The sequence below is a fragment of the Cupriavidus sp. UME77 genome (assembly GCF_014170355.1).
Lineage (GTDB): Bacteria > Pseudomonadota > Gammaproteobacteria > Burkholderiales > Burkholderiaceae > Cupriavidus > Cupriavidus basilensis.
In genome coordinates, this window is sequence record NZ_LZZU01000024.1 from 18,535 (window position 1) to 42,487 (window position 23,953).

Annotated in this window: 23 protein-coding genes and 1 tRNA gene; 16 read left to right on the forward strand and 8 right to left on the reverse strand. The window is 67.4% G+C overall.

The window, feature by feature from the left end:
* Nucleotides 1–26: 26 nt before the first annotated feature.
* On the forward strand, nt 27–347 hold the full coding sequence (locus tag A9975_RS10505; protein ID WP_183032632.1) for a hypothetical protein: 321 nt from the start codon (nt 27–29) through the stop codon (nt 345–347).
* Between the two features lies 1 nt (nt 348).
* Here the strand turns inward: A9975_RS10505 and A9975_RS10510 are convergent, their stop codons facing one another.
* Genes A9975_RS10510 through A9975_RS10525 form a run of 4 tightly spaced genes read right to left on the reverse strand, consistent with a single transcriptional unit; the run spans nt 349 to nt 5,298 of the window.
* Entirely contained in the window at nt 349–1,650 is a 1,302-nt protein-coding gene (locus A9975_RS10510) for a sensor domain-containing diguanylate cyclase (RefSeq protein WP_183032633.1), read from the reverse strand.
* Nucleotides 1,651–1,657: 7 nt separating this feature from the next.
* Nucleotides 1,658–2,011, reverse strand: a complete 354-nt coding sequence (locus A9975_RS10515; RefSeq protein ID WP_220810695.1) for a phosphonate transporter — start codon at nt 2,009–2,011, stop codon at nt 1,658–1,660.
* Between the two features lie 54 nt (nt 2,012–2,065).
* Nucleotides 2,066–3,508 (reverse strand): HDOD domain-containing protein, encoded by a 1,443-nt coding sequence (locus tag A9975_RS10520; RefSeq protein WP_183032635.1) that lies wholly within the window; start codon nt 3,506–3,508, stop codon nt 2,066–2,068.
* 8 nt (nt 3,509–3,516) lie between these two features.
* Entirely contained in the window at nt 3,517–5,298 is a 1,782-nt protein-coding gene (locus A9975_RS10525) for a bifunctional diguanylate cyclase/phosphodiesterase (RefSeq protein ID WP_255503150.1), read from the reverse strand.
* A 321-nt stretch (nt 5,299–5,619) separates the two neighbouring features.
* Between A9975_RS10525 and A9975_RS10530 the strand changes: the two genes are divergently transcribed.
* The 4 genes from A9975_RS10530 (at nt 5,620) to A9975_RS10545 (ending at nt 8,035) form a co-directional block, all read left to right on the forward strand.
* Nucleotides 5,620–6,039, forward strand: a complete 420-nt coding sequence (locus tag A9975_RS10530) for a hotdog fold thioesterase (RefSeq protein WP_043343203.1) — start codon at nt 5,620–5,622, stop codon at nt 6,037–6,039.
* Nucleotides 6,040–6,146: 107 nt separating this feature from the next.
* Nucleotides 6,147–6,221 (forward strand) — tRNA-Cys (locus A9975_RS10535).
* Between the two features lie 264 nt (nt 6,222–6,485).
* Entirely contained in the window at nt 6,486–6,929 is a 444-nt protein-coding gene (locus A9975_RS10540; protein WP_183032636.1) for a GNAT family N-acetyltransferase, read from the forward strand.
* Nucleotides 6,926–8,035 (forward strand): bifunctional nicotinamide-nucleotide adenylyltransferase/Nudix hydroxylase, encoded by a 1,110-nt coding sequence (locus A9975_RS10545; RefSeq protein WP_183032637.1) that lies wholly within the window; start codon nt 6,926–6,928, stop codon nt 8,033–8,035. Before A9975_RS10540 ends, A9975_RS10545 begins: the two co-directional genes overlap by 4 nt.
* 17 nt (nt 8,036–8,052) lie before the next feature.
* Here the strand turns inward: A9975_RS10545 and A9975_RS10550 are convergent, their stop codons facing one another.
* From A9975_RS10550 to A9975_RS10560, 3 genes are read right to left on the reverse strand one after another with little or no spacing between them, the layout of a single operon-like run.
* Nucleotides 8,053–10,665 carry an ATP-binding cassette domain-containing protein gene (locus A9975_RS10550; protein ID WP_183032638.1) on the reverse strand — a complete coding sequence of 871 codons (2,613 nt, stop codon included), beginning with the start codon at nt 10,663–10,665 and terminating at the stop codon, nt 8,053–8,055.
* Entirely contained in the window at nt 10,662–11,540 is an 879-nt protein-coding gene (locus A9975_RS10555; protein ID WP_183032639.1) for a branched-chain amino acid ABC transporter permease, read from the reverse strand. Before A9975_RS10555 ends, A9975_RS10550 begins: the two co-directional genes overlap by 4 nt.
* Nucleotides 11,541–11,584: 44 nt before the next feature.
* Entirely contained in the window at nt 11,585–12,760 is a 1,176-nt protein-coding gene (locus A9975_RS10560) for an ABC transporter substrate-binding protein (protein WP_183032640.1), read from the reverse strand.
* A 312-nt stretch (nt 12,761–13,072) separates the two neighbouring features.
* Between A9975_RS10560 and A9975_RS10565 the strand changes: the two genes are divergently transcribed.
* From A9975_RS10565 to A9975_RS10580, 4 genes are read left to right on the forward strand one after another with little or no spacing between them, the layout of a single operon-like run.
* Nucleotides 13,073–14,059 carry a polysaccharide deacetylase family protein gene (locus A9975_RS10565; RefSeq protein WP_255503151.1) on the forward strand — a complete coding sequence of 329 codons (987 nt, stop codon included), beginning with the start codon at nt 13,073–13,075 and terminating at the stop codon, nt 14,057–14,059.
* Between the two features lie 13 nt (nt 14,060–14,072).
* A complete protein-coding gene (locus tag A9975_RS10570) occupies nt 14,073–14,885 on the forward strand; it encodes a GntR family transcriptional regulator (protein ID WP_255503152.1) in 813 nt (270 codons plus the stop codon).
* Between the two features lie 22 nt (nt 14,886–14,907).
* Nucleotides 14,908–15,543: a flavin reductase family protein gene (locus A9975_RS10575; RefSeq protein WP_150992047.1), complete on the forward strand. Its 636-nt coding sequence runs from the start codon at nt 14,908–14,910 to the stop codon at nt 15,541–15,543.
* Entirely contained in the window at nt 15,540–15,680 is a 141-nt protein-coding gene (locus tag A9975_RS10580; RefSeq protein ID WP_183032654.1) for a hypothetical protein, read from the forward strand. The genes A9975_RS10575 and A9975_RS10580 overlap by 4 nt, the downstream gene beginning before the upstream one ends.
* Before the next feature lie 5 nt (nt 15,681–15,685).
* Here A9975_RS10580 and A9975_RS10585 read toward each other — a convergent pair whose 3' ends face one another.
* Nucleotides 15,686–16,606 carry a LysR family transcriptional regulator gene (locus tag A9975_RS10585; protein WP_183032641.1) on the reverse strand — a complete coding sequence of 307 codons (921 nt, stop codon included), beginning with the start codon at nt 16,604–16,606 and terminating at the stop codon, nt 15,686–15,688.
* A 164-nt stretch (nt 16,607–16,770) separates the two neighbouring features.
* Here A9975_RS10585 and A9975_RS10590 point away from each other — a divergent pair, with 164 nt between their 5' ends.
* The 7 genes from A9975_RS10590 to A9975_RS10620 all read left to right on the forward strand — a co-directional run bounded on the left by A9975_RS10590 (nt 16,771) and on the right by A9975_RS10620 (nt 23,915).
* Entirely contained in the window at nt 16,771–17,781 is a 1,011-nt protein-coding gene (locus A9975_RS10590) for a tripartite tricarboxylate transporter substrate binding protein (protein WP_183032642.1), read from the forward strand.
* A gap of 54 nt (nt 17,782–17,835) precedes the next feature.
* Nucleotides 17,836–19,254 (forward strand): 3-isopropylmalate dehydratase large subunit, encoded by a 1,419-nt coding sequence (gene leuC / locus A9975_RS10595; RefSeq protein ID WP_183032643.1) that lies wholly within the window; start codon nt 17,836–17,838, stop codon nt 19,252–19,254.
* Nucleotides 19,247–19,906 (forward strand): 3-isopropylmalate dehydratase small subunit, encoded by a 660-nt coding sequence (gene leuD, locus A9975_RS10600; protein ID WP_183032644.1) that lies wholly within the window; start codon nt 19,247–19,249, stop codon nt 19,904–19,906. Before leuC ends, leuD begins: the two co-directional genes overlap by 8 nt.
* 13 nt (nt 19,907–19,919) lie before the next feature.
* Nucleotides 19,920–20,804, forward strand: coding sequence for an alpha/beta hydrolase (locus tag A9975_RS10605; protein WP_183032645.1), 885 nt, complete (start codon nt 19,920–19,922; stop codon nt 20,802–20,804).
* 88 nt (nt 20,805–20,892) lie between these two features.
* The gene (locus A9975_RS10610) at nt 20,893–21,555 is read left to right on the forward strand and encodes a TetR/AcrR family transcriptional regulator (protein WP_183032646.1); all 663 of its coding nucleotides are present in this window, start codon (nt 20,893–20,895) and stop codon (nt 21,553–21,555) included.
* Between the two features lie 131 nt (nt 21,556–21,686).
* On the forward strand, nt 21,687–22,655 hold the full coding sequence (locus A9975_RS10615) for a tripartite tricarboxylate transporter substrate binding protein (RefSeq protein ID WP_183032647.1): 969 nt from the start codon (nt 21,687–21,689) through the stop codon (nt 22,653–22,655).
* Between the two features lie 69 nt (nt 22,656–22,724).
* Nucleotides 22,725–23,915 carry a Xaa-Pro peptidase family protein gene (locus A9975_RS10620; RefSeq protein WP_183032648.1) on the forward strand — a complete coding sequence of 397 codons (1,191 nt, stop codon included), beginning with the start codon at nt 22,725–22,727 and terminating at the stop codon, nt 23,913–23,915.
* The last annotated feature ends 38 nt before the right edge of the window (nt 23,916–23,953 follow it).

Consider the following 23,953-nt stretch of genomic DNA (forward strand, 5'->3'; position numbering starts at 1 on the left):
AGAAGCATAAGTAGCGTGGAGCAAGAATGAGGCAGAGCGAGCTATTGGGAAGAGTGGCCAACGGGGCGATCCTGCGCATCGCTCGCGATCCCTGGGGCAGGCTCTTGCCAAGCGTCGTGCTGGTGGAACCTGGCGCGCAAGGCAACGACGAAATCGTTCACCGCTGGCAGATCCGCAAGATGATGGATTCAGGCTTGCTGCAGTACGACGGCAGCACGGCCGAGGACTCCAGCATGTACGTCCCGACCTCTGCCGGGCTTGCGATTGGCAATGCGTGGAACCGCGCGAAGGCAAGAGCCGTGGCGGCCGGGGCAGCTGCCGCCGGCCCGGCGCAGGGCTCGGACTAGATCAGTCCTGGCTCGTCACGCAGTTCCTGCCCGCGGCCTTGGCCCGGTAAAGGGCCTTGTCGGCCGCTGCCAGCACATCGTCCAGCGTGCCCCCGGCGCCAGGCATCGTGGCGCAACCCAGACTTACCGTGCAGCGGATGTCCATGCCATTGAAGTGGAACACGTGCTGCTCCACCGCTTGCCGGATGCGCTGCGCTGTCGCCCTGGCGCCATCCGCATCGGTCGACGGCAGCAGCAGGGCAAACTCCTCCCCGCCCAGCCGGGCAATGATATCGATGGCGCGCAGCACGCCCTGGCAGCAGGCCACCAGTTCCTTGAGGACATGGTCGCCCGCCGCGTGGCCGAGGCTGTCGTTGATGGCCTTGAAATGGTCGGCGTCCAGCATGACGACCGACAAGGGCTGCCGCAGGCGCCGGGCACGCACCACTTCCGCCTCGCCGACGTCGAAGAAATGCCCGCGGTTGGCGGCCCCCGTCAGGTGGTCCCTGGTGAGCAGCTCCTTGACCTTGTCGACGCTGAGCTTGCGTTCCGTGACATCGCGCAGCACGACCGAGTAGCCGGAAACCTTGCCGTCGATCTCCTCCAGCGCCGCCACCAGCAACTGGCCCCAGTAACGCCGGCCGTCACGGGTGACGCACCATAGCTCTTCCACATGCCAGCCGCTTTCGCGCGTGAGCCGGAGCTGCTCGTCGGCCCGCGCGGGGAAGTCGCTGTCCGGATGGCAGAACAGGCGCAGCGTGGCGCCTTCCACGTCCTGCAGTTCGAAGCCGGTCTGGCGCTGGCCGGACTGGTTCCAGCTGTCGATCCGGCCGGTGGCGTCCAGGGAGAAGAATGCGAAATCATTCACCGCCGAATAGACCGCGGCGAGCCAGGATTCGGTCTGCTTGAGGCTGCGCTCCTGTGCCACTACCTTCGATATGTCAGTGAGCACCACCATCGTGCAGTCCTGGGCGACGCGCAACATGGAGCAAGACAGGACATTGGGCTCCTGCTGCTTGCGCGTGGGCAGGAAGATGCGATGGTTCTCGCAGATATAGCCGCGCTCATGCGCGAACGTGGCCGCCATGCTCCTTAGCTCAGGAGCCAGGTCCTCGAATACGGTGAAGAGATTGTCCAGGCTGCCCGTGCGCGAGATGGGCATCAACACCTGGGCTGCCTTGGGGTTTGCCATCGCCACGTTGCCGGATGCGTCGATGCGCAGGATGCCTGCCGGAGACATATAGAGGAAGGTCAGCAACTCCTCGTTCTCGGCCGCGAGAGCGGCCAGGTCGTCCCGGCTCTCCCCAGGATGTGCCATTGCCATGGCGCGCCTATCGCTGGATCAGCACATAGCGCCGGTCGCGGCCGGGACCCTTGAGCAGGCGGAGCTTGACCGGCGTGGGGCGCATGCGCAGGGTGAGTACATAGTCGATGGTTTCGTCCAGCAAGTCGGCGTCCTCGAAGCGCTGGGCCACCATGAAATTGTTCATGCAGATGGCCACTTCGGCAAAGAAATGCCGGCCGAGCACCCGCTCCGGGGACAATCCCGCGAGCCGCGACTCGGTGGCGTTGTAACGCTCGACGATGCCCGTCGACGCAAAGCCGATGGTGCCGAAGGGCAGGGCGTCGGCGTCCTGCGCCGAGAGGCTATCCAGCTGCTCCAGCGAAATTTCCGAAAAACTCATCCTCATCCTCATTTTCCAATCCGGGGTTAACAATGCCTGCGGCCAGCGCCGCGCCTATCTGTGCTCGGCAGACCTGAGGAAGCTCGCCGAGATCTCCCGCGTCAGCAGGCTGATGGCTTCCATTTCCCCATCGGACAGCCCGCCCGTGCAGGCCGTCGAGCCCCAGTCTCCGCAGATCATGGCGACGCAGCGATTCTTGATCATCACGGGCGCCAGCAGGATGGAGCGGGCATCGGGCATCTGCTCCCGATACCAGCGGGGCACGCGGTGCGCCACCTCTTTGTCGAAGGAGTCTTCAAGCAGCAGCGGCTTGTTGCCGATGGCGGCAAAGTGAAAGATATCGGGGACGAAGCCTTCTTCGAAGGATAGCGCCTCCATCTTCTCGCGCATGCCCTCGCCGAATCCGACCCGTGCGCCAAAACGCTTCGCCATCGGGTTGAGCAGCATGAGGAAGCAATGCGAGAAGTTCAGCGCCTGCATGGCCGATTCGAGCACCAGCGGCGCCAGCTCGGAGACCGGCAACTCGCCGCCCTCGCGCTTGACTTCCTGCAGGCTTTGCTGAAGGCGCTTGAGGGCATCCTTAGGCTTGCCGGCATTCAGTGCCGGGGTGGCCTCGGCCGCTTCGGGTGACTCCGCGTTGGTCATGGAGACGTTCAGCGCCAGGGCCTGCCGGACTGCGCTTTCCACCGCACCTGCTTGCAGGCCCAGTGCTTCGGCGTGATTCAGCAGCAAGGCCTGGACCTCTTCCTGCGGCGCGTCCCTGGCCACCAGCGTGGCGGCGCGGGAGGAGATGTCGGCAATCGCGCCCAACCAGTCGGCGTGGGATTCCAGCACCGAATCCGCATCGAAGCGCTGGCAGCGCATCGACGTCGCGATCAGGCTGGGCAGCCTCCATTTGATCGCCGCCGCTGCCGCGATGTCTTCGAGGGTGACGCCCAGCACTTGCTGGCACGCTTCGCTTTCCTTCTCGGAGTCACCCTTGCACAGGGCCTGGATCTGTTCCCACTCCTCGGCGAAGTAGAAGACCAGAAGCAGGCGGCTCATGTGGTGCATCAACGTGCACACCACGGCTTCTTCCCCCTGCCTGATGCCTTGGGCGTTGCTGAGCGCGCGCGTGAACTCGCCGGCGATCAGGGCCTGCTTCAGTTCAGTGGAAGCTTGCGGCCGGTTGATGGCCACCCCGGAGAAATAATCCAGCAACTGGACCCCGAGCGTGAGGTGGCTGATCGCCTCGACCCCCAGGACCAGGATGGCGCGCGACACCGTCGTGACTTCGCCCCCGAACGAGCGATACATGGCGGAGTTGGCCAGGCGTATGACCTTCTGCGACAAGCTGAAATCGGACAGCACGCCCGCAGCCATTTCGCCGACGCTGGTGTCGCTGTTCAGTGTCTTGAAAACGTTGTCGATGCAGAACTGCAGCGTGGGGAAATCCCCTTGCTGCGCCATGCGGCTCCAGAGTGTCTCGAAGAACGTGTTGCTTGAAGGGTTTGACATGGCGGCGCCTACTTCGAGAACACTTGGGCACTGCCAAGCTGCAGCGTGCCGGCTTGCGCCTGGTCCACGAACTGGGCCGGGCTCATTGCCTTCGCATAGCGCCAGCCCTGCACCAGCTCACAGCCTTGCTCGGCCAGCAGCTGGCTTTGCTCGTCCGACTCCACGCCTTCGGCGATGGCCACCAGCCCGAGTTCCCGCGCGAGCGACAACACGGCAAACACGATGGTCCGCGCATGCGGGGAGTCCATCATGTCGGCCACAAAACTCTGGTCGATCTTCAGTGCCGAGAGCGGAAAGCGGCGCAGGTAGGACAAGCTCGAGTACCCCGTGCCGAAGTCGTCGACCGCGAACCGCACGCCCAGTGCGCGCAACTCCGTCAGCAAGTCTTGCGCCGCCTCCGGGTCGGTCATCAGCGCGCCTTCCGTGATCTCCAGGACCAGCCGGTGCGAGCGGATGCTGGAATCCTTGATGGCCCGCCTGACGCTGTCCGCGAAGCCAGGGTGCCTGAACTGGACCGGAGAGACATTGACCGATATGTATCCCACGTCCAGCCCGAGCGCGTCCCAGCTCGCCAGCTGCGCACAGGCGCAGCGCAGCGCCCACGCCCCGAGATGGTTGATGAGGCCGTTATGCTCCGCAACCGGGATAAACACGGCCGGCGGGACGGACCCCGTCGGGTGTTGCCACCGCATCAGCGCCTCGACCGCGCAGACCTTGCCGGAGCCGGGCCACACGATCGGCTGGTAGTGAAGCAGGAACTCGCCGTTCTGGACGGCCTCGAACATGTTCTGTTCGATCCGGAACTGCTCGTCCAGCCGATGCTCCAGCTCCGGCGTGTAGACACAGTATCGATTCTTGCCCTGCGCCTTGGCGTCATACATGGCCAGGTCCGCACGCTTGAGCAATTGCGACTCGGACTGATGGGCCAGCGCGCCAAAGGTGAGCCCCAGGCTGGTGGTGACGCGGATCTGGCAACCGGCCAGGTGAAAAGGCTGCCTGCAGACATGGATCACCTTCTCCACGATGCCGATGGCGGCGGCTTCCGAGGCGATGCCGTCGAGCAGCAGCACGAACTCATCGCCGCCCAGCCGCGCGACCATGTCCGTCGGGCGAACCGCCCCGAGCAGCCGCACGCTGACTTGCTTGAGCAAGGCGTCGCCAAATTCATGGCCGAGCGAGTCGTTGACCTTCTTGAACCCGTCGAGGTCCATCAGGGCAAGCGCAAATGGCGCCTTTCCCCTGCCATCTTCGGCAAAGTACCCGGCAATGCGTTCGCGCACCATGGCGCGGTTGCCTACGCCGGTGAGCGGGTCGCGAAAGGACGCCTCGATGAGCCGTTCTTCGTTGTCGACCCAGTCGGTCACGTCGTAGCCAAACAGCAGCAAGCTCGGGTTGCCGTCTTCGTCGGCGTGGCGGCACACACGCAGGTCCAGCCAGCGGCTTTCGCCGACGCCGCCTGAGAAGCGGATGCGGCCGGTCTTGCAAGGCGCTTCCTGCTCGCAGGCACGCAGCAGCTCGGCAAGCTGCTCGCGCTGCTCGAACGAGACGACATCCAGGATCGAGGATTTGAGAAGGTATTCCCGGGGATAGGCAAGTAGCTGCGCCGAGCCTTCGGTTGCCAGGATGATATTGCCCGCGACATCGATCTGCAGGGCGAGCGCGCCCGAAGCCTCGAGCAATGCCCAGGCATCCCGCGCCGATCCCCCGGCGGATAACAGTGCGTTCCGGTCGGAGGATGGCCATTCAGGGGGCTCCGCCGCTAGAACTGCGTCATACGTAAACGACGTCATGGAACTCTGGTTGAAACTCGGACCGAATTGAGCGATCTGGTGATCGAACGCCGCCAGCGCTGCCGTGCCTGGCTATCTCGCGCATTAAAGTGATTTTAGGTGCATGTTACCCATGCTGCGCATGTCAGTTTAACGCTTAACCGCGACCCGCGATCACCGGAATGCGTTACCTGGCAAGAGTTTGTGGCGCCGTTGCACAGAGGGGCCCGGTACATCGGTGGCCCAAGCGTGGCCGACCCGAATTTGCCGGGTATGCGCCGCCCGCGAACGTCTGCGAACGACTGCCTTTAGAATGCAGCACAAACCAATCGGAGACCGTGCATGCTGTGGAAATCACCCCCCTCACTGAAAGACCTCCAGGCCCGCCACAAGGACACCGCTGTCGAGCAACTGGGCATCGAGTTCACCGAGATCGGCGAGGCTTCGCTTAGTGCACGCATGCCGGTGGACCGCCGCACAGTGCAGCCGCATGGCATCCTGCACGGCGGCGCTTCGGTGCTGCTGGCCGAGACGCTGGGCAGCTGCGCCGCCAGCCTGTGCCTGGATAGCGAGACCCAGTATTGTGTCGGGCTCGACATCAATGCCAACCATGTGCGCGCGGCGCGCACGGGCTTTGTTACCGGCACCGCCACGCCGGTGCATATCGGCCGCACCACCCATGTGTGGGCCATCGAGATCCGCAACGAAGAAGGCAAGATGGTCTGCGTCTCCCGGATCACCATGTCCATTCTTTCGCGCTGATCGCCGCGGCCTTCGGCAAGCGTGCGGGCGCCGTGCAGAGATTTTCATTTCCGGCTAAACTGCGCCCCGCACTGTAAGCGGACGCCAAAGCGCGGCGTCCCGGCAGCGGCGGGGTGGCAGAGTGGTTATGCGACGGTCTGCAAAGCCGTACACGGCGGTTCAATTCCGTTCCCCCGCCTCCAGGTTTCCGGTCATGGCCAGGGCGATCGCGCCATGCGGCCGGGCGCCGCGATGCTTCGCGCTCCTTTCCCTTTGTTCTTTCCCATCGTTCTTTCCCTTTCTCGCCAGGCTATTTTGCCTCGGCCCCGCCTCGTTCATTCGGTGGATAAGGCGTCGCTTATGCCGTTTTCCCCGCTGGAACAAGTCGCCCGAATCATGTAGTGTGAACTCAGCGCAGTCCATCCATGACAACCTCCGCCATCGTGCGTGGCGGGGAGATAATTGCAATGACAAGAGATCTGCGTATCCGCGCCGCACAACCGGCCGATTGGCCGGCAATCGCGGAAGTCCTTGAAGCATGTGGCCTCGCCAGCGACGATCTCGATCCCTCGCTGGCGTTGTTCCATATTGCGGTGCTCGACGGCGGCATTGTCGGTTGTGCCGGTGCCGAAGGCTATGGCGACACCGTGGTCGTGCGCTCGGTCGCGGTATTGCCGCCTTATCGCGATCGCGGCATCGCCACCCATCTGGTTTCCGCCCTGCTCATGCGCGCGCGCGCCAACGGCTGCACGCGCGCCGTGTTGCTGAGCGCCAGTTGCCCCAGCTACTTTGCCCGCTACGGCTTCTCGCTGATCTCGGCGGATCGCCTGCCGCCGGAAGTGCGCGCGTCGCGCGAGTTCCGGCAGCAAGAAGGCGCGCTGCCGCTATGCATGTGTTGCGAGCTGAAATGATCTACCCGACGAACCAGACTGATCCGGCCCGGCCGGCGAGCGCTGTCCCCTTCGATTACCTCGTCTATATCGGCCGTTTCGAACCCTTCCACAACGGCCACTTCGCCATGCTGCGCCAGGCGCTGGCGCAGGCCACCACGGTGATCGTGGTGCTGGGTTCCGCCGGTGGCGCCCGCACCGTCAAGAATCCGTTTTCCGCGGATGAGCGCCGCCAGATGATCGAGGGCGCTGTCGCGGCATGGGACGCCGCACGCGTTGCCGACCTGCGCTTTGTGGTGGTGCGCGACTACTACGAAAGCGCGCGCTGGACAGCGGCGGTGCGCGCCGTGGCGGGCGCGGCCATCGATGCTTGCTCGCAAGGCACGCCGCGCGTCGGCCTGTTCGGGCATTTCAAGGATGCCTCCTCCGGCTACCTCAATGACTTCCCCGGCTGGGAGCTGGTGCCGCAGCCCAGCTTCGGGCAGCTCAACGCCGCCGACGTGCGCCGGCAATGGTTCGAGCAGCAGGGCGGGCTGGAGGGGCTGCAGAGCGTGCTGCCGGAGCCGGTGGCCGCCTTCCTGCGCGAGTTCGCCGGGCGCGAAGCGTTTGCGACCTTGCTGGCCGAGTACCGCTTCCTGCAGGACCACAGCCGCCGCTGGGCCGCCGCGCCGTATCCGCCGGTCTTCGTGACCGTGGATGCGGTGGTGCGCTGCTGCGCCCAGGTGCTGATGATCCGCCGCGGCGGACAGCCCGGCCGCGGCGCCTGGGCGCTGCCCGGCGGTTTCCTGGACCAGCATGAGCGCGTGGCCGACGCGGTGCTGCGCGAGCTCGACGAGGAGACGCGCTTCGGGCTGCCCAAGGCGGCGTTGCAGCAATCCTTGCGCGACCAGGCGCTGTTCGATCATCCCGAGCGCAGCCAGCGCGGGCGCACGCTGACCCACGCTTTCTTCTTTGACCTGCCGCTCGATGCGCTGCCGGCCGTGGCCGCCGCCGATGACGCGGCCGCGGTGCGCTGGGTGCCGCAGCGGGAGCTGCTGGCGCTGGAAGGGCAGATGTTCGAGGATCACCTGCTGATCCTCGATCGCTTCCTGCATCTGTTCGACGGCGAGGCGCAGCCAGCGGGCTGAGCGGTTCGCCGCCGGGTTCAGTGCCCACCCAGGTACGCCTGCGCCAGCGCGGGATCTCGCGCCAGTTCGTCCGCCGGCCCGCTGGCCACCACGCGGCCTTCCTCCATCACATAGCCACGATCGGCCAGCGCCAGTGCCAGCGCGGCCATCTGGTCCACCAGCAAGATGCTGATCGAGGCATCGCGCAGCTGGTCCAGCGAGGCGAACAGCTCCGCGATGACCTTGGGCGCCAGGCCCAGCGATGGTTCGTCGAGCAGCAACACGCGCGGGTTCGACATCAGCGCGCGCCCGATCGCCAGCATCTGCTGCTCGCCACCGGAGAGCAGGCCGGCACGCTGATGCTGGCGTTCGCGCAGCCGCGGAAAGCGGGTCAGCATGGCCTCGACCCGCTTGACCATTTCCATATGGGACAGCGGACCGGACGGAAATGCACCCAGCCGCAGGTTGTCGAGCACGGATAGCTCGGGGAACACCTGCCGGCCCTCCGGCACCAGCACCACGCCCATGGCCGCGATGCGCTCGGCATCCAGCCGCGCCAGGTCCAAGCCGTCGAAGGTGATGCCGCCCTGCACGGGGCGGTGCAGGCCAGACAGCGCGCGCATCAAGGTGGACTTGCCCGCGCCGTTGGCGCCCAGCAGCGCCACCATTTCGCCTTCGCGGACCTGCAGCGCCACGTCGTGCAGCACCGGCGCCGCGCCGTAGCCCGCGCTGAGCGCATTCGCACCCAGCACTTCGCGCAGCGCGTCGGACGGCACCTTGCGCGGGCGGGCTGCCTGGGCGTTGTCCTGCCCGGACAGCACCGTGGCCTCGCCCAGGTAGGCGCGGCGCACGTGCGGATCGCTGCGGATGGCCGCCGGCGTGCCCGCCGCCAGATGCTGGCCGGCATCGATGACGACAATGCCGTCCGACACGTCCATCACCAGCGACATATCGTGCTCGACCAGCCCCACCGCAATGCCGCTGTCGGCAATCCTGCGCAGCAACGCACCCAGGCGCGCCTTGTCCTCGCGCGACAGCCCGGCGGCCGGCTCATCGAGCAGCAGCACCGCGGGGCGGGTGGCCAGCGCGCGCGCGATTTCCACCAGGCGCCGGTCCACGTGCGCCAGATCGGCCGCGCAGGCGTGCGGATCGCCGGCATAGCCGCATGCGCCAAGCAGGTCCAGCGCTTGCCGGCGCACTGCCGGCGCGGTGAAGCCCGCGATCCCCAGCAGCGCGCCAAGCCGCCCGCGGCGCAAGGCGATGGCCACGTTGTCGGCCGCGCTCATGCCGGCGAACAGCTGCGAGGTCTGGTAGGTGCGGGCGATGCCGTTGCGCGCGCTATGGCAGGCGCCGCGCGCGGGCAGCGCCGCCTGGCCCAGGGTGCGGCCGCCGGCGCGCGGGCGGTAGTAGCCGGACAACAGATTGAGCACGGTGGATTTGCCCGCGCCGTTGGGGCCGATCAGGCTGGTCACCGCGCCGGCGGGCAGGTTGAAGGAGAGGTCGTCGACCGCGCGCACGCCGCCGAACACCATGGACAAGCCCTGCGCGGCAAGCCCGCGCCGCCGGGCGGCGGGCAGGGCGGGCAAGCTGGCATTGGCCTCTTCCCCCGGGGCACGCTGCTGCGCACGGGCGCGTTGCCATAGCTGGCCGGCCACACCGGCGATGCCACCCGGCGCAACCCACAGCACCAGCAACAGCAGGCCGCCGAAAAACAGCAAGCGCAGGTTCTCCAGGCTCGACAGCAGCTCCGGCAAGACGCCCACCACCACCGCGCCCAGTACCGGTCCGGCCACCGTGCCCGCGCCGCCGATCATGACCACCAGCACGAACAGGATCGATTGCAGGAAGGAGAACATGCCCGGCGTGACCATGCCCTGCAGCGGCGCGAACAGGCCGCCGGCCAGGCCGGCGAGCGCGGCCGAGAATGCAAAGCCCACGGTCTTGACCACGAGAGGATCGATGCCGATGGACGCCGCCGCGGTCTCGCTGTCGCGCACCGCGCGCATGGCCGCGCCCCAGGCGCCGCGCGAAATCCGCGCATAGGCCGCGAGGGCGATCGCCAGCACCGCCAGCGCAATCAGCGCGAGCGCGCGCTCGCCGCCATCCACGCCCGGCAGTGAAGGCTGGGCGATGCCCATCAGGCCGTTCTGCCCGCCGGTGAGCGCGCGCCACTCGACCGCGCCGTGCTCCCCGATAAAGCCGAAGGCGATGGTCACCATCGCCAGGCCGGGCCCCTTCACGCGCAACGCCGGCAGCGCCAGCAGGGCGCCGGTGACGCACGCGATCAACGCGCCCACCGGCCACGCCGCCCAGAAGCTCCAGCCGGCCTGCCCGGTGAGGATGGCCACGGTGTACGCGCCAATGGCATAGAAGGCCACGTGGCCGAACGAGATCTGTCCCGTCAGCCCCAGCAGCAGGTTCAGGCCCACGCCGCAGATCGCCAGCATGGCCACCCCGGCGATGACGAAGACGAAGTAGCCGTTGACCAGCAGCGCCGCGGCACCGGCCACGATGAGGGCCAGCGCCATCGCGCTGACCTGCAGCGGCGTGCCCAGGCCCAGCAGCGGCGAGCGCGCGCTCGCAGGCGCGGTTTGCGGTGAGACGGCGCGCGGCGCGCCACCGCGCGTGGATGTCAGCGTGGAATCGTTCATACCTTGCGCACCTCCGCGCGCCCGAACAAGCCGTCCGGCCGCATGGCCAGCAGCAGGATCACCAGGGAGAAGGTGATGATCTGGGTGTAGCCGGAGCCGAGCGAGGCCGTCACCAGCGCCTCCGCCACGCCGAAGATCAGGCCCGCCACCATCACGCCCCAGGCGCTGCCGAGCCCGCCCAGGATGGCAACGGCGAAGGCCTTGAGGCCAAACACCGTGCCCATGTCGGACTGTACGTTGAACAGCGGCGCGATCAGCACGCCGGCGATGCCGGCCAGCAGCGTGGACAGCGCGAACGCGGCCGCTACCAGGCGCCGGATCGGAATGCCCATCAGCCGCGCGGCGTCGCGGTTCTGCACCACCGCCAGCATCGCCACGCCCCAGCGTGAGCGGCGCAGCACCAGGTGCAGCACGCCGGCCAGCGCAAGCCCGATCACCGGGATCAGCAACTGCAGCGGATACACCCCGAGGCCCGTGTCGCCGAGTTGCATCGCCGACGTGGCGAGCGCAGAGGGCAGGCTGCGCGGCTCGGTGCCGAAGGTCAGCATCACCACGTTATCGAGCACGATGCCGAGTGCCACCGTGGCCATCAGCCAGGCGTTGGAGCCGCGGCTGGCAAACGGGCGCACCGCCAGGAACTCCACCGCCAGCCCGTACAGCGCGCACAGCGCCAGTGCCAGCACCACCGCCAGCGGCATCGGCCAGCCCAGCGTCTGGGCGAAGGTGTAGGTCAGCACCGCGCCCAGCATCATCGAGCTGCCCTGCGCGAAGTTGACTGTGGCCGAGACCGCGTAGGTAATGTGAAAGCCGAGCGCCATCAGGCCGTACATGCTGCCCAGGCCGAGGCCGCTGATCAGGGCGGAGATCCATAACATGGTGAGTCCTTGTTGCGACGCCAGAATCTTGTTGAAATGGCCTCTTACTTCGCCACCGGCACGATCCGGTTGTCGATGAACTGCGCCCACACGTAGTCGTTCTCGCTGAGCGCGTCGTGCGACTCAGGCGAAAACGGCTTCACATACGTCTTGATCAGGCCTTCATAGCGGTCGATCTTGTAGAAGCCCTCGCGTACCGCGTCGCCCTTGGTCGAGCCGGCGCGCGCGATAGCCAGCGCGGCAAGCTGCGTGGCATCGTAGGCATTGGCCACGCCCACGGCCGGCGTGATGTCGTCCGGGCCCTTGATGTCGCTGTACTTCGCCTTGAGTTCCGTCACCACGCGCGTGCTGACCGGGGAAGGCGAGCCGAAGAAGCTATACGTCTGCACGAAGTGCACGTTCCTGGCATTGGGTCCGGCCAGCTCGGTGAAGCGTCCGCCGGCGGGGCCCCAGTGCGATACCACCGGCACCTTCCAGCCCATGCGGTCCAGCGACTTGACCACCTGCGCCGACGGCCCCACGTTGCCGACCATGAACAGCACGTCGGCGCCGGCCGCTTTCAGGCGTCCGAGCTGCGGCACCACGTCCACGTCATTGGCCTCGAACTTCTCGATGCCAGCGGGCTTCATGCCCTTGGCGGACAGCGCCGCCACGATGCCCTTCTCGTTCGATTCGCCCCAGGGGTTGTTGACGAGGATCAGGCCGGGCTTGCTGGCATTGAAGCTCTTCTGCGCGTACTGCAGCATGGCCTTGTCCACGACCTCATCGACTGCCGAGACGCGGAAGGCGTAGTTGGGGTTGGCGCCATTGCGCGTGATCGGCGTGCCCGCTGCCCACGGGCCCATGAACGGCACTTTCTCCTGGTTGGCGACCGGCACGATGGCCATCGACACCGGCGTGTCCAGCCCGCCGAACAGTACCGCTACCTTCTCCTTGTAGATCAGCTCGCGCGCGGCCAGCACGCCCTTGGCGGGGTTTCCTTCATCGTCGCGCCGCACCAGCTCCAGCTTGCGCCCGCCCAGCAGGCCACCCTTGGCGTTGATCTCGTCGATGGCGATGGTCATGCCCCGCGTGAGCGACTCGCCGGCGCGGGCCGACTGGCCGGACAACGCGGTGACCAGGCCGATCTTGATGGTGTCGGCGGCCAGCGCGGGCAGGGCCGGCAGGGCGCAGGCGGCGGCGATGGCAGCGAGCAGGGCGCGGCGTGAGACGGTGGACATGGCGGTTCTCCGGAAAGGAATGCGGCAAGAGGGAAGGGTCGGCGATGCGTGGTGTCCCGCTTGCAAGAGCCGTGCCATACGTCGACAAACCATCCGGAAATGGTGCAGCGATAGATAAATCAACGTGTCTGCGATATGGCCTGCTTTTTGCGAACGATCTGCTTAACAGTTTGCATACGATCAACCCGGTGCCATGCCTGCTCGATGTCGGTGCCGGATACCGCCAGATGCCCCCGGATGGCGCCAAAGCGGGGCATGGCCGGCGCTGGCGGCTCCCCTGCATTGGCAAGACGCATTGAGGCAATCTAGAAGATGACGCATAACCCGACCCCTTCCGCCGCCCAGGCACCCGGCGGCCCCCACGGTGCGGCGCCCGGCCCCGAGTACGGGCCGTTGCGCACGCATGGGCGCTTTGGCTACCGGCCCATCACCGATGTGGACACCTATCGCTGGCCCGGCGGCGCCAACCTCGCGGTCTACCTTGGCTTCAATATCGAGCACTTCGCCTTTGGGGAGGGGCTGGGCGCCAACCTCGGTCCGGTCGCGCCACAGCCTGACGTGCTCAACTACAGCTGGCGCGAGTACGGCAACCGCGTGGGCGTGTGGCGCTGCCTGGAATTGTTCGATCAGCTGGAGCTGCCGGCCGGCGTGCTGATCAACACCGCGCTCTACGATCATTGCCCCGAGGTGGTCAGCGCTTGCCTGGCACGCGGGGATGAACTGATCGGGCACGGCCACACCAACGCACGCCGGCAGAGCGACCTGGACGAAGCCGGTGAGCGCGCGTTGTTGCTGCATTGCCGCGAGCGCATCGCCGCGCACGCGGGCGCCGCGCCATCGGGCTGGCTGTCGCCCTGGATCGCCGAGACCGCGCTCACGCCCGACTTGCTGGCCGAGACCGGCTACCGCTACACGCTCAACTGGTGCCATGACGACCGCCCGGTGCGCATGGCAACACGCGGCGGCCCGCTATGGTCGATTCCCTATCCGCAGGAGCTCAACGACATCCCGATGATCGTGGGCCGGCATCTGGACGGCAGCGCTTTCGCCGACATGATCATCGACCAGTTCGACGAAATGCTGGCGCAGGCCTGCCACGCGCGGCATCCGCAACCGCTGGTGATGGGCATTGCCTTGCATCCCTACCTGGTGGGCCAGCCGTATCGCCTGCGCCACCTGCGCCGCGCGCTGGCGCATATCGCCTGCAGCCGCCGCCAGGGCAAGGTGTGGTTCACCACGCCCGGCGCAATCTGCGATCACCTCGACCAGGTGGCGCCGCTGGCCGCTGCTTCGCGCTAACATCATGAGCTCCATGTCCCCGACCGACGTCATGCCTCGCACCGCATCGCCCCGCACCGCCCAGCCGAAGGCGGTAAAGCCAAAAGCCGTCAGACAGAAGCCCGACGCCGTGCCCGTTGCCGCAACCTCGAAGGACGCCGGCGCGGACCCCGGCGGCGACGCTGATGCGCGCATCTACCAGTCCATCTTCGATGGCGTGCTCAACCACCGGCTCACGCCCGGCACCAAGCTGCCCGAGCCCGAGCTGTGCCAGTTGTTCGGCGTAGGCCGCGCGGTCGTGCGGCGCGTGCTGGAAAAACTGGCGCACGATGGCATCGTCGACCTGCGCCCCAACAAGGGCGCGGTCATCGCCGAGCCCACGCCGGCCGAGACCAGCCAGATATTCGAAGCGCGCCGCGCCATGGAGCGCGTGCTGGTGGAACTCGCCGTGGCACGCGCAACGCCCGCCGACCTGCGCGAGCTGCGCCAGCAACTGGCCGCCGAGCACGAGGCCATGCACCGCTTCGACCAGCCCTCATGGGCGCGTCTGGCAAGCGGCTTTCACCTGCGCATCGCCGCGCTTGCGCGCAACCCGGTGCTGCAGCGCTACCTCACTGAACTGGTCTCGCGCTGCTCGCTGATCGTCGGCCTGTACGAGCCGCCGGGCCATGCGCCCTGCGAGCACGACGAACATGCCGCCATCGTGGACTGCATCGAGCGGCGCGACGCCGCCGGCGCGGTCGAACGGATGGAGTCGCACCTGCGCGAGCTGGAGCAGCGCATCGAAACGTCCCGCATGCAGGGTGAGAAGAGCCTCGCGCAGATGCTGGGCCTGGCCGGGGAGTAAGGCCGAATCAGAGGAAACAAGCATGGAAATCGATTTCGAGGCCATCACCGAATACCAGCGCTACAAGCTGATGGCCAGCCTGATCGTGCCGCGGCCGATCGCACTGGTCACCACGCTGTCGGAAGACGGCACCGTCAATGCCGCGCCGTTCTCTATGTTCAACATGCTGGGCGAGGAGCCGCCCATCGTGATGATCAGCATCAACCGCCTGCACGACGGCGCGCTCAAGGACACCGCGGCCAATATCGTGCGCACCGGCGAGTTTGTCGTGCACCTGTGCGATGAAGCGATGGCGGAGCAGATGCATGGCTGCGGCGAGCGCTTGCCGCCGGAGCAGAGCGAGCTCGCGCGCGTGGGGTTGACGTCGCTGCCATCGAGCGCGGTGGCGCCGCCGCGAATTGCCCAGGCGCCGGTGGCGTTCGAGTGCACCCTGTGGGAAACGCTGGAGACGACCAGCCGGCAGATTTTCATAGGCCGCGTGCTGCGGCTGCATGCGCGCGACGAGCTGATCGATACGCAGGCCTGGCGCGTGCGGCTGCAGAACTACTTTCCGGTGGGCCGATTCGGCGCCAGCTTCTACGTCACCACGCGGGATCGGTTCTCGATGGAGAAAGAGGCGGGCGTGGTGACGGCGACCACGGCGGTGGACGAGATGTGAGCTGGCTGCTTTTGCATGGCGGTGCCTATGCGGTGCCGCCCCATGTCAACCAGGGCGCGGTGGCGCACTACCAATGGCTTGGCGCGCCGCAGGTGATCGACAGGCTGGCGCTGGTGTTCGTGCTCGGCATGGCCTGACCGGGCTACCAGCCACTATAGGGCGCGCCCGCTATCCGATGGGCCGCGAAGTGCTCCGCCAGAAAGTCCACGAACGCGCGCACCTTGGCCGTGAGGTGGTCGCGCGTGAGGAATACGGCGAACACATCGGCCGGCGGCGTCTCCCAGTCGGGCAGCACCTGGCGCAGCCGCCCCGAGCGGAGCATCGGCGCCACCTCCCATTCCGAGCGCATCAATATGCCGTGACCCTGCAAGGCCCAGCCGAGGGCCACTTCGCCATCGTTGGTGCTGGCCGGCCCGCGCACCTTGACGGTTTCGTGGCGGCTGGCCGAGCGCAGGTGCCAGGTGCCGTAGGTGGCGTCGCTCTCCCGGATCACGATGCAGCGGTGCTGCTGCAGCTCGCGCGGCGAGGCCGGCTCGCCGTGGCTGGCCAGGTAGCGCGGCGCGGCGTATAGCAGGCGGCGGTTGTGCGCGATGGGCCGGGCGGTGAGGCGCGCGTCGGGCAAATCGCCCACGCGGATGCCGACGTCGAAGCCCGCCTCGGCCAGGTTCAGCGGCCGGTCGGTGAGTTCCAGTTGCACCTCCACCTCCGGGCAGGCCAGCAGGAAGGCGCCCACCGCCGGCGCCACGTGGCGCCTGCCGAAGCCCAGCGTGGCATTGACCCGCAGCAGCCCGCGCGGCGCCACCCGACTGCCGCCAAGCCCTTGCTCCAGTTCCTCCAGTTCGGCCAGGATGCGCGCGCCCTGCGCCAGGTAAGCCTCGCCCTCCTGCGTCACGCTCAGCCGGCGCGTGGTGCGGTTGAGCAGGCGCACGCCGAGCCGCGCCTCAAGCGCCGTCAGCCGCTTGCTGGCGGCCGACGGCGTGATGCCGAACTGCTGGGCCGCGCCGGCCAGGCTGCCGCGCTTGACCAGGGTGACGAAGAAGGCAAGGTCGGAGAAGTTGTCCACGATGCGGCCCGCGGCCCAATTAGTGAATGAGGCGACTGAATGAAAGTCTTTGGATGAAATTATAGCGGCAGGTTCAATGGTTAAACTGGCATCTCAAATCTCAATAAGCGCGGCGGCGTCGGGGACGTTCCCTTGCAGCCAGCCTGCCACCCAGGAGACCCCACATGAACCGCTTTACCGCCATCGCCCGCCGGATCTGCCGGATTTGCCGCACACCGCTCGCCTTGAGTGCTGTCGCCTTGTCCGTTGCGCTCGCGCCGGCGGCGGCGCGAGCCGAGACGTTTCCCGCACGCCCGATTCGCCTGATCGTGCCGTTCGCACCGGGCGGCAGCGTCGACATCGCCGCGCGGCTGATCACCGAAGCGTGGGGCCGGCAACTCGGCCAGCCCGTGGTGGCGGACAACCGCGCAGGCGCCTCGGGCAATATCGGCATGGACCAGGTGGCCAAGGCCAGGCCCGATGGCTATACGCTGGCCATCAACAACGTGGCGCTGGCGGTGAATCCTTCGCTCTTCGCCAGGCTGCCGTTCGACACCGAGCGCGACCTGATGTCGGTTGGCACCATGGGCACCTCGCAGCATGTGCTGGTGGTGACCAACGGCCTGCCGGCCAAGAACGTGAAGGAACTGATCGCGCTGGCCAAGAGCCGCCCCGGGCAGTTGAGCTTTGGCTCGGCGGGCACCGGCAGTACCTTCCATATGGCGGCGGAGCTGTTCAAGTCGGAATCCGGCACGGCCATCCTGCACGTGCCGTACAAGGGCGGCGGCCCGGCCATGGTCGATACCATCGCCGGCCAGGTGCAGCTCAGCTTCCCGGTGCTCTCCGCCGCGCTGCCGCAGGTGCAGGCCGGCAAGCTGCGCGCGCTGGCGGTGACCGGGCCCAAGCGCTCTGCGCTGCTGCCCGATGTGCCCACCATTGCCGAGGCGGGCCTGCCCAACTACACCTTCGAGACCTGGTTCATCGTCAGCGCGCCGGCCGGCACGCCCAAGGACGTGATCGCCAAGCTCAACCAGACGCTGAACCAGGCACTGGCCGCGCCGGAGATCAAGGCGCGCCTGCTCAAGGAAGGCTTCGAGCCGCTCACCATGAGCCCGTCCCAGGCCGACACCATGCTGCACAAGGAAATCAAGCGCTGGGCCGCGCAGATCAAGCAGGCCGGCATCACGCCGGAGTAAGCGCGGTGCTTTCTGCCGCGCATTTTTTTCAACGCATATCAAGCAGGCTGTCCCATGTCAGGCCTTACCTACTATCGCAAGCTGGTGGATTCGCACACCGTGGCCGCGCTCGATGCCGACCACGTGCTGCTCTACGCGGATCTGCACCTGATGAACGAATACACCAGTCCGCAGGCTTTCGCCGGGCTGGCCGCGCGGGGCCGGGGCGTGCCGTCGCCGGGCCAGCAGGTGGCGGTGGTGGACCACATCATCCCCACCCACGCGCAAAGCCCGCGCCGCATCCAGGATCCCGCCTCGGCGCTGCAGGCGCGCAACCTCAAGCGCAACTGCGACCAGCACGGCATCCCGCTGTTCGATACCGATGACGCGCTGCAGGGCATCGAGCACGTGATCGCGCCCGAGCACGGCATGATCCGCCCGGGCATGGTGGTGCTGTGTGGCGACAGCCACACCACCACCTACGGCGCGCTGGGCGCGCTTGGCTTTGGCATCGGCACGTCCGAGGTGGAGCACGTGCTGGCCACGCAGACGCTGGTGTACCGCGTGGCGATGGACATGCGTATCCGCGTGGATGGCGTGCTGCCGCGTGGCGCCACCGCGAAGGACCTGATCCTGCATATCATCAGCCGCATCAGCGCGCAGGGCGCGCGAGGCTATGTGGTGGAGTTCACCGGCAGCGCCATCGCCGCATTGTCGATCGAGGCGCGCATGACCTTGTGCAACATGACGGTGGAAGCCGGCGCGCGTGGCGCGCTGATCGCGCCGGATGCGGCGGCCATCGAGTACGTGCTGGGCCGCGCCGCCGATATCGATGCCACGCTGCGCGAGCGCGCGCTGGCCTGCTGGCGGGCGCTGCATTCCGATGCGGATGCCAGGTTCGACAGCGAACTGGTGTTCGACGCCAGCAACGTGGCGCCGTATGTGAGCTGGGGCACCAGCCCCGATCAGGCGATTCCCATCGATGCGTGCGTGCCGCCGGTGGAGGATGCGGTCGACGACACGGCGCGCAGCGCTGCCGCCAAGGCGCTGGACTATATCGGCCTGCAGGCGGGCGCCAAGCTTGAAGGCCTGCCGGTGCAGCGCGTGTTCATCGGTTCCTGCACCAATGGCCGCATTGAAGACCTGCGCGCGGTGGCCGCCATCGTGCGCGGGCGCAAGGTGGCCGAAGGCGTGCGCGCGATGGTGGTGCCGGGCTCCGGCGCGGTGCGCCAGCAGGCCGAGGACGAAGGCATTGCGCAGGTGCTGCTGGACGCCGGCTTCGAATGGCGCAAGCCGGGCTGCTCGATGTGCCTGGCCATGAACGACGACGTACTCGCACCCGGCGAGCGCTGCGCGTCCACCACCAACCGCAATTTCGAGGGTCGCCAGGGGCGCGCCGGGCGCACCCACCTGATGAGTCCCGCCATGGCCGCCGCGGCGGCGCTGACCGGCTGCATCACCGATGTGCGCCGCCTGGAGCAAACCAATGCCTGATGCCTTGCCCGACTACGATTCCGACCTGATCGCCGCGCTTGGCGCGCCGCTGCCCATCGGCAACCTCGACACCGACCAGATCATGCCCAAGCAGTTCCTGCGCATCATCGACAAGGCTGGGCTGGACCGTGGCCTGTTCTACGATATGCGCTTCGACGCGCAAGGCGTGCCGCGCCCGGAGTTCACGCTCAATCAGGTGCGGTACCAGGGCGCGGGCGTGCTGGTGGCCGGCCCGAACTTTGGCTGCGGCTCGAGCCGCGAGCACGCCGTCTGGGGGCTGCAGCAATACGGCATTCGCGCGGTGATCGCGCCCAGCTTTGGCGAGATCTTCTACTCGAACGCGATCAATAACCGGCTGCTGCTGGTGATGTTGCCGCAGGCGGAAGTGGACGCGCTGATGGCCGCCGTGTCGGGCGGCACGCCCGCGCGGATCGAGATCGACCTCGCGGCGATGTCGGTGAGCGCCGACGCGCTGCGCTTTACCTTCACGCTGGCCGAGCGCCACCGCACCATGTTCCGCCAGGGGCTGGACATGATCGGCGCAACGCTGGCACAGTCGTCGCAAATCGCCGCGTTCGCGCAGCGCCATCACCAGTCGCAGCCCTGGCTGCAGGACGTCGCCGCCAAGACCATGGCGCGGCTGTCCGCCTGAAGGAGGACGGAACGTGTTCGAAGGGTTCACGCAACATCGCATTCCATGCGGCGACGTCGAGATCCACGCAGTCGTCGGCGGCCAGGGCCCGGCCTTGCTGCTGCTGCATGGCCATCCGCAAACGCATGTGATCTGGCATAAGGTGGCCGCCACGCTGGCGCGGCATTTCACGGTGGTTGCCACCGACCTGCGCGGCTACGGCGATAGCAGCAAGCCCGCCGGCCTGCCGGACCACGCCAACTACAGCAAGCGCTGCATGGCGCAGGACCAGGTCACGGCGATGCGCGCGCTGGGCTTCGAGCGCTTCCTGGTGATGGCGCATGACCGCGGCGGGCGCGTGGCGCACCGCATGGCGGTGGATCATCCGGATGCCGTGCAGCGGCTGGTCACGCTGGATATTGCGCCCACGCTGGCGATGTACGAGCAGACCAGCCTGCAGTTCGCGCTGGCCTACTACCACTGGTTCTTCCTGATCCGGCCCGCGCCGTTTCCCGAGACGCTGATCGAGGCCGATCCGGCGCTCTACCTGCGCAGCACCATGGGCAGCCGCAGCGCTGGCCTGGCGCCGTTTACCGAGGCGGCCATGGCGGAGTACCTGCGTTGCCTTAGCCTGCCGGGCGCGGCGCACGGGTTGTGCGAGGACTATCGGGCCAGCGCGTCGATCGATCTCGAGCACGACCGTGCCGACCTCGCCGCCGGGCGCAAGGTCGAGTGCGAGATGCTGGCGCTGTGGGGCGAGCAGGGCGCGGTGGGCCGCTGCTTCGCACCGCTTGAAGAGTGGCGCAAGGTGGCGCGCAACGTGAGCGGCAAGAGCCTGCCATGCGGGCACTACATGGCCGAGGAAGTGCCGGAGCTGCTGCTGGACGAGACGCTGCCCTTCCTGCTGGGCGCAGGCTAAGGACGCAACGGGCGAATGCGCGGCGAGCCGGGCTGGCTTACACTCGCTGTCTTCGCCCCTGTGCCCAACCGAACGCTTTCCCCAGTCCATGCCGCCCCGCAAGAATCCCGCCGCTGCCACCGAGACGCTCGATAGGCTCGAAACACTCGCACAAGGCCGCGCCGCCAGCGACCAGGCCATCCAGCTGCTCGACGGCGCCGTCAACCACGTGCTGGAGCACGGCATCGGCGACTTGTCGCTGCGCCATATCGCCGAGGCGCTCGGCACCAGCCACCGCATGCTGATCTACTACTTCGGCTCGGCGGACCAGTTCTGGGAGGCGGTGCTGCGCCGCATCCGCCATGCCGAGCTGGATGCGCGCGCCAGCCTGGCCGCCAGCGAGTCCGATCCGGCACGGGCGCTGGAGGTGGCCTGGGCACGCTACTCGGCGGACAACTACCTGCCCATCATCCAGTTGCTGTTCGAGATCTACGGCCGCGCCATTCGCGATCGCGAACGCTTCCAGGTGTTCCTCGACGATGTGATTGGCAGCTGGACCGGCGCGCTGACCGAGCGCTTTCACAAGCAGCTTGGTTTGAGCACGAGCGAGGCTAAGCTGCGGGCTCGCATCGAGGTCGCCACCGTGCGCGGCCTGTTGCTGGATCTCGTCACCACGGGTGATCGCAAGGGCACCACTGCCGCGCTGAAATACTTCGCGCGCATGCTGAATGCGCCTGCGGCCCCGGGCGCGAAATCCGCACCCGAAGCCTGATCCGTACGCGGCGCCGGCATCGGCGCCGCAGTCTCGGAAAATTTTTTCCCTCTTCGTGTACCACATGGTACAGTAAACCGGATGCACCTCGATGCGAGGGTGCCGCTCAAGGGATGCGAGAGGAGATCGAAGTGAACAGACGCACACTGATACTAAGCGCCGCGCTCGCGGTTGCGGGCATGGCATGCGGCGCAGCCGGCTGGGCGCAGGACTGGCCGCAGCGCCCTGTCAGGCTGGTGGTGCCGCAGGCTGGCGGCACGGGCAACGACGTGCTCGCGCGCGCGCTGGCCGAAGCGCTGGGCAAGCGCTGGGGGCGCAGCGTTGTGGTGGAAAACAAGCCCGGCGCCAACGGCGTGCTGGCCATCAACTACGTGCTGCAGCAGCCGGCCGATGGCTACACCCTGTTCTTCGCGGGCGTGTCCAACCTGGCCTTCAATCCTTTCCTGTACCCCACGTTGCCCTATGTGCCGCAACGCGACCTGACCGGCGTGGCGATGCTGGCCAACTCGCCGTTCGTGCTAGTGGTCGCGCCGGCGATGCATGCCACCAGCTTTGCCGAATTCGTGCGGCTCGCCAAGGCGCGGCCGGGCGGCATCAGCTACGCCTCCGGCGGCATCGGCAACTCCACGCACCTGGCCATGGAGCTGGTGGCCGAACGCGCCGGCGTCAAGCTGCAGCATGTGCCGTTCAACGGCGCCGGCGGCTCAACCAGCCTGATGTCGGGCGAGACGCCGGCCATGATGAATGTGGTGGCGGGCGTGCAGCCCTATATCGCGGGCAAGAAGCTGGTGGCGCTGGCCGTGACCGGCGAACGGCGCCTGGCCGCGCTGCCCGATGTGCCGACTTTCAAGGAGCTTGGCTACGACGTGGCGGTGCCGGGCTGGTACGCCATCGTCGCAAAGACCGGCACGCCGGCGGCGCTGGTGCAGAGGATCAACGCCGACATCAACGCAGCCATGGACGAGCCGGCATTCAAGGACAAGCTGGCCAATCAGTTCCTCGATCCGATCAAGGGGCCGCCGGCCGAGGTGGAGCGCCATATGCAGCGCGACGCGCAGGCCTGGGGCCCCATGATCCGCAAGCTCGGCATTGCCCTCTGATCCTGGCCGGATCTGCCCGTACCCGCCTGGCCCCATTACCAAGGAACCAAGGAAGCAAGGAGACTAGATATGCCCCAGATCACGACCGCCGTGCGCGACTATCGCCTGGCGATGATGCACGCGCTGATGGACCGCATCCGCGTTGACGCGCTGGTGTTCAGCACGCCGGACTTCTTCCAGTTCGCCACCAATTTCCAGCTGGATGTCTGGCCGTGGGAGCGCCCCGTTTTCGTGTTCGTGCCGCGCAACGGCGAACCCTTCGCCGTGATGAACGAACTGTCCACCAACCACATGCGCCTGTGCACGGAAAAGGACAAGGTCTGGCTGCGCGACGTGACGTACTACGCCGAGCATCCGCGCGTATCGCAGCGGCTGGCGCTGGCGCCGCAGTTGCCCGAGGTGGTGGCGTCGCTGCTGGCGTCGCACGGGCTGGGCGGCTCGCGCATTGCCGTGGACGTGGCCCACCCGATTCTCGCGGCGGCGCAGCGCTACCTGCCGGAGCTCACGCTGCGCCCGGCCATGGCGGAGATGCGCGCCATGCGCTGGGTCAAGCATGCGGAAGAACTGCAGGTGATGCGCGAGCTCGGGAGCCTGACCGACTGGGTGCAGGACCGCTACCGCGAGAACATTCGGCCGGGGCGGCTGGTGCAGGAACTGGACCATGCCATGTCGGCGCTGATGGTGGAGGAGGCCGCGCGCCGCTTTCCCGGCGAGGATTTCGATATCCTCAAATGCTGGACCCTGACGGGGCCGGCCTCGGCCTCGCCGCATGGCGACGGCGCCGCGTGCGGCGCGCGCATCGCGGCCGGCGATACCATCGTCAACCTGATCCTGCCGCGCCTGAATGGCTACTACGTGGAGAACGAGCGCACGTGGTTCTGCGGCAAACCGGACGAGCGCCAGGCACGCTGCTACCAGGTTGCCGCCGAGGCCACCGACGCCGCCGTGGCGGCCGCGGTGACCGGCCGGCGTGTCTGCGACATGGACGCCGCCGCGCAGGCCGTGATCGAGCGCGCGGGGCTGGGCGAGTACATCTTCCACCGCACCGGCCACGCGGTCGGGCTGATGCTGCACGAGTATCCGGAAGACATGGCCTTCAACACGCGCGCGCTGCTGGTCGGCGAGGTCTACTCGGCCGAGCCGGGCATCTATGTCTATGGGCTGGGCGGCTTCCGGCTCGACGATACTGTCGTGGTGGGCGAGCGCCCCGAGGTCATCGTGAAGACGCCAAAGACCCTGGAGTACGCAACCGTGGCGTGACGCCGGCGACAAGCGGGGATAGTGGGGGATAGCGGGAG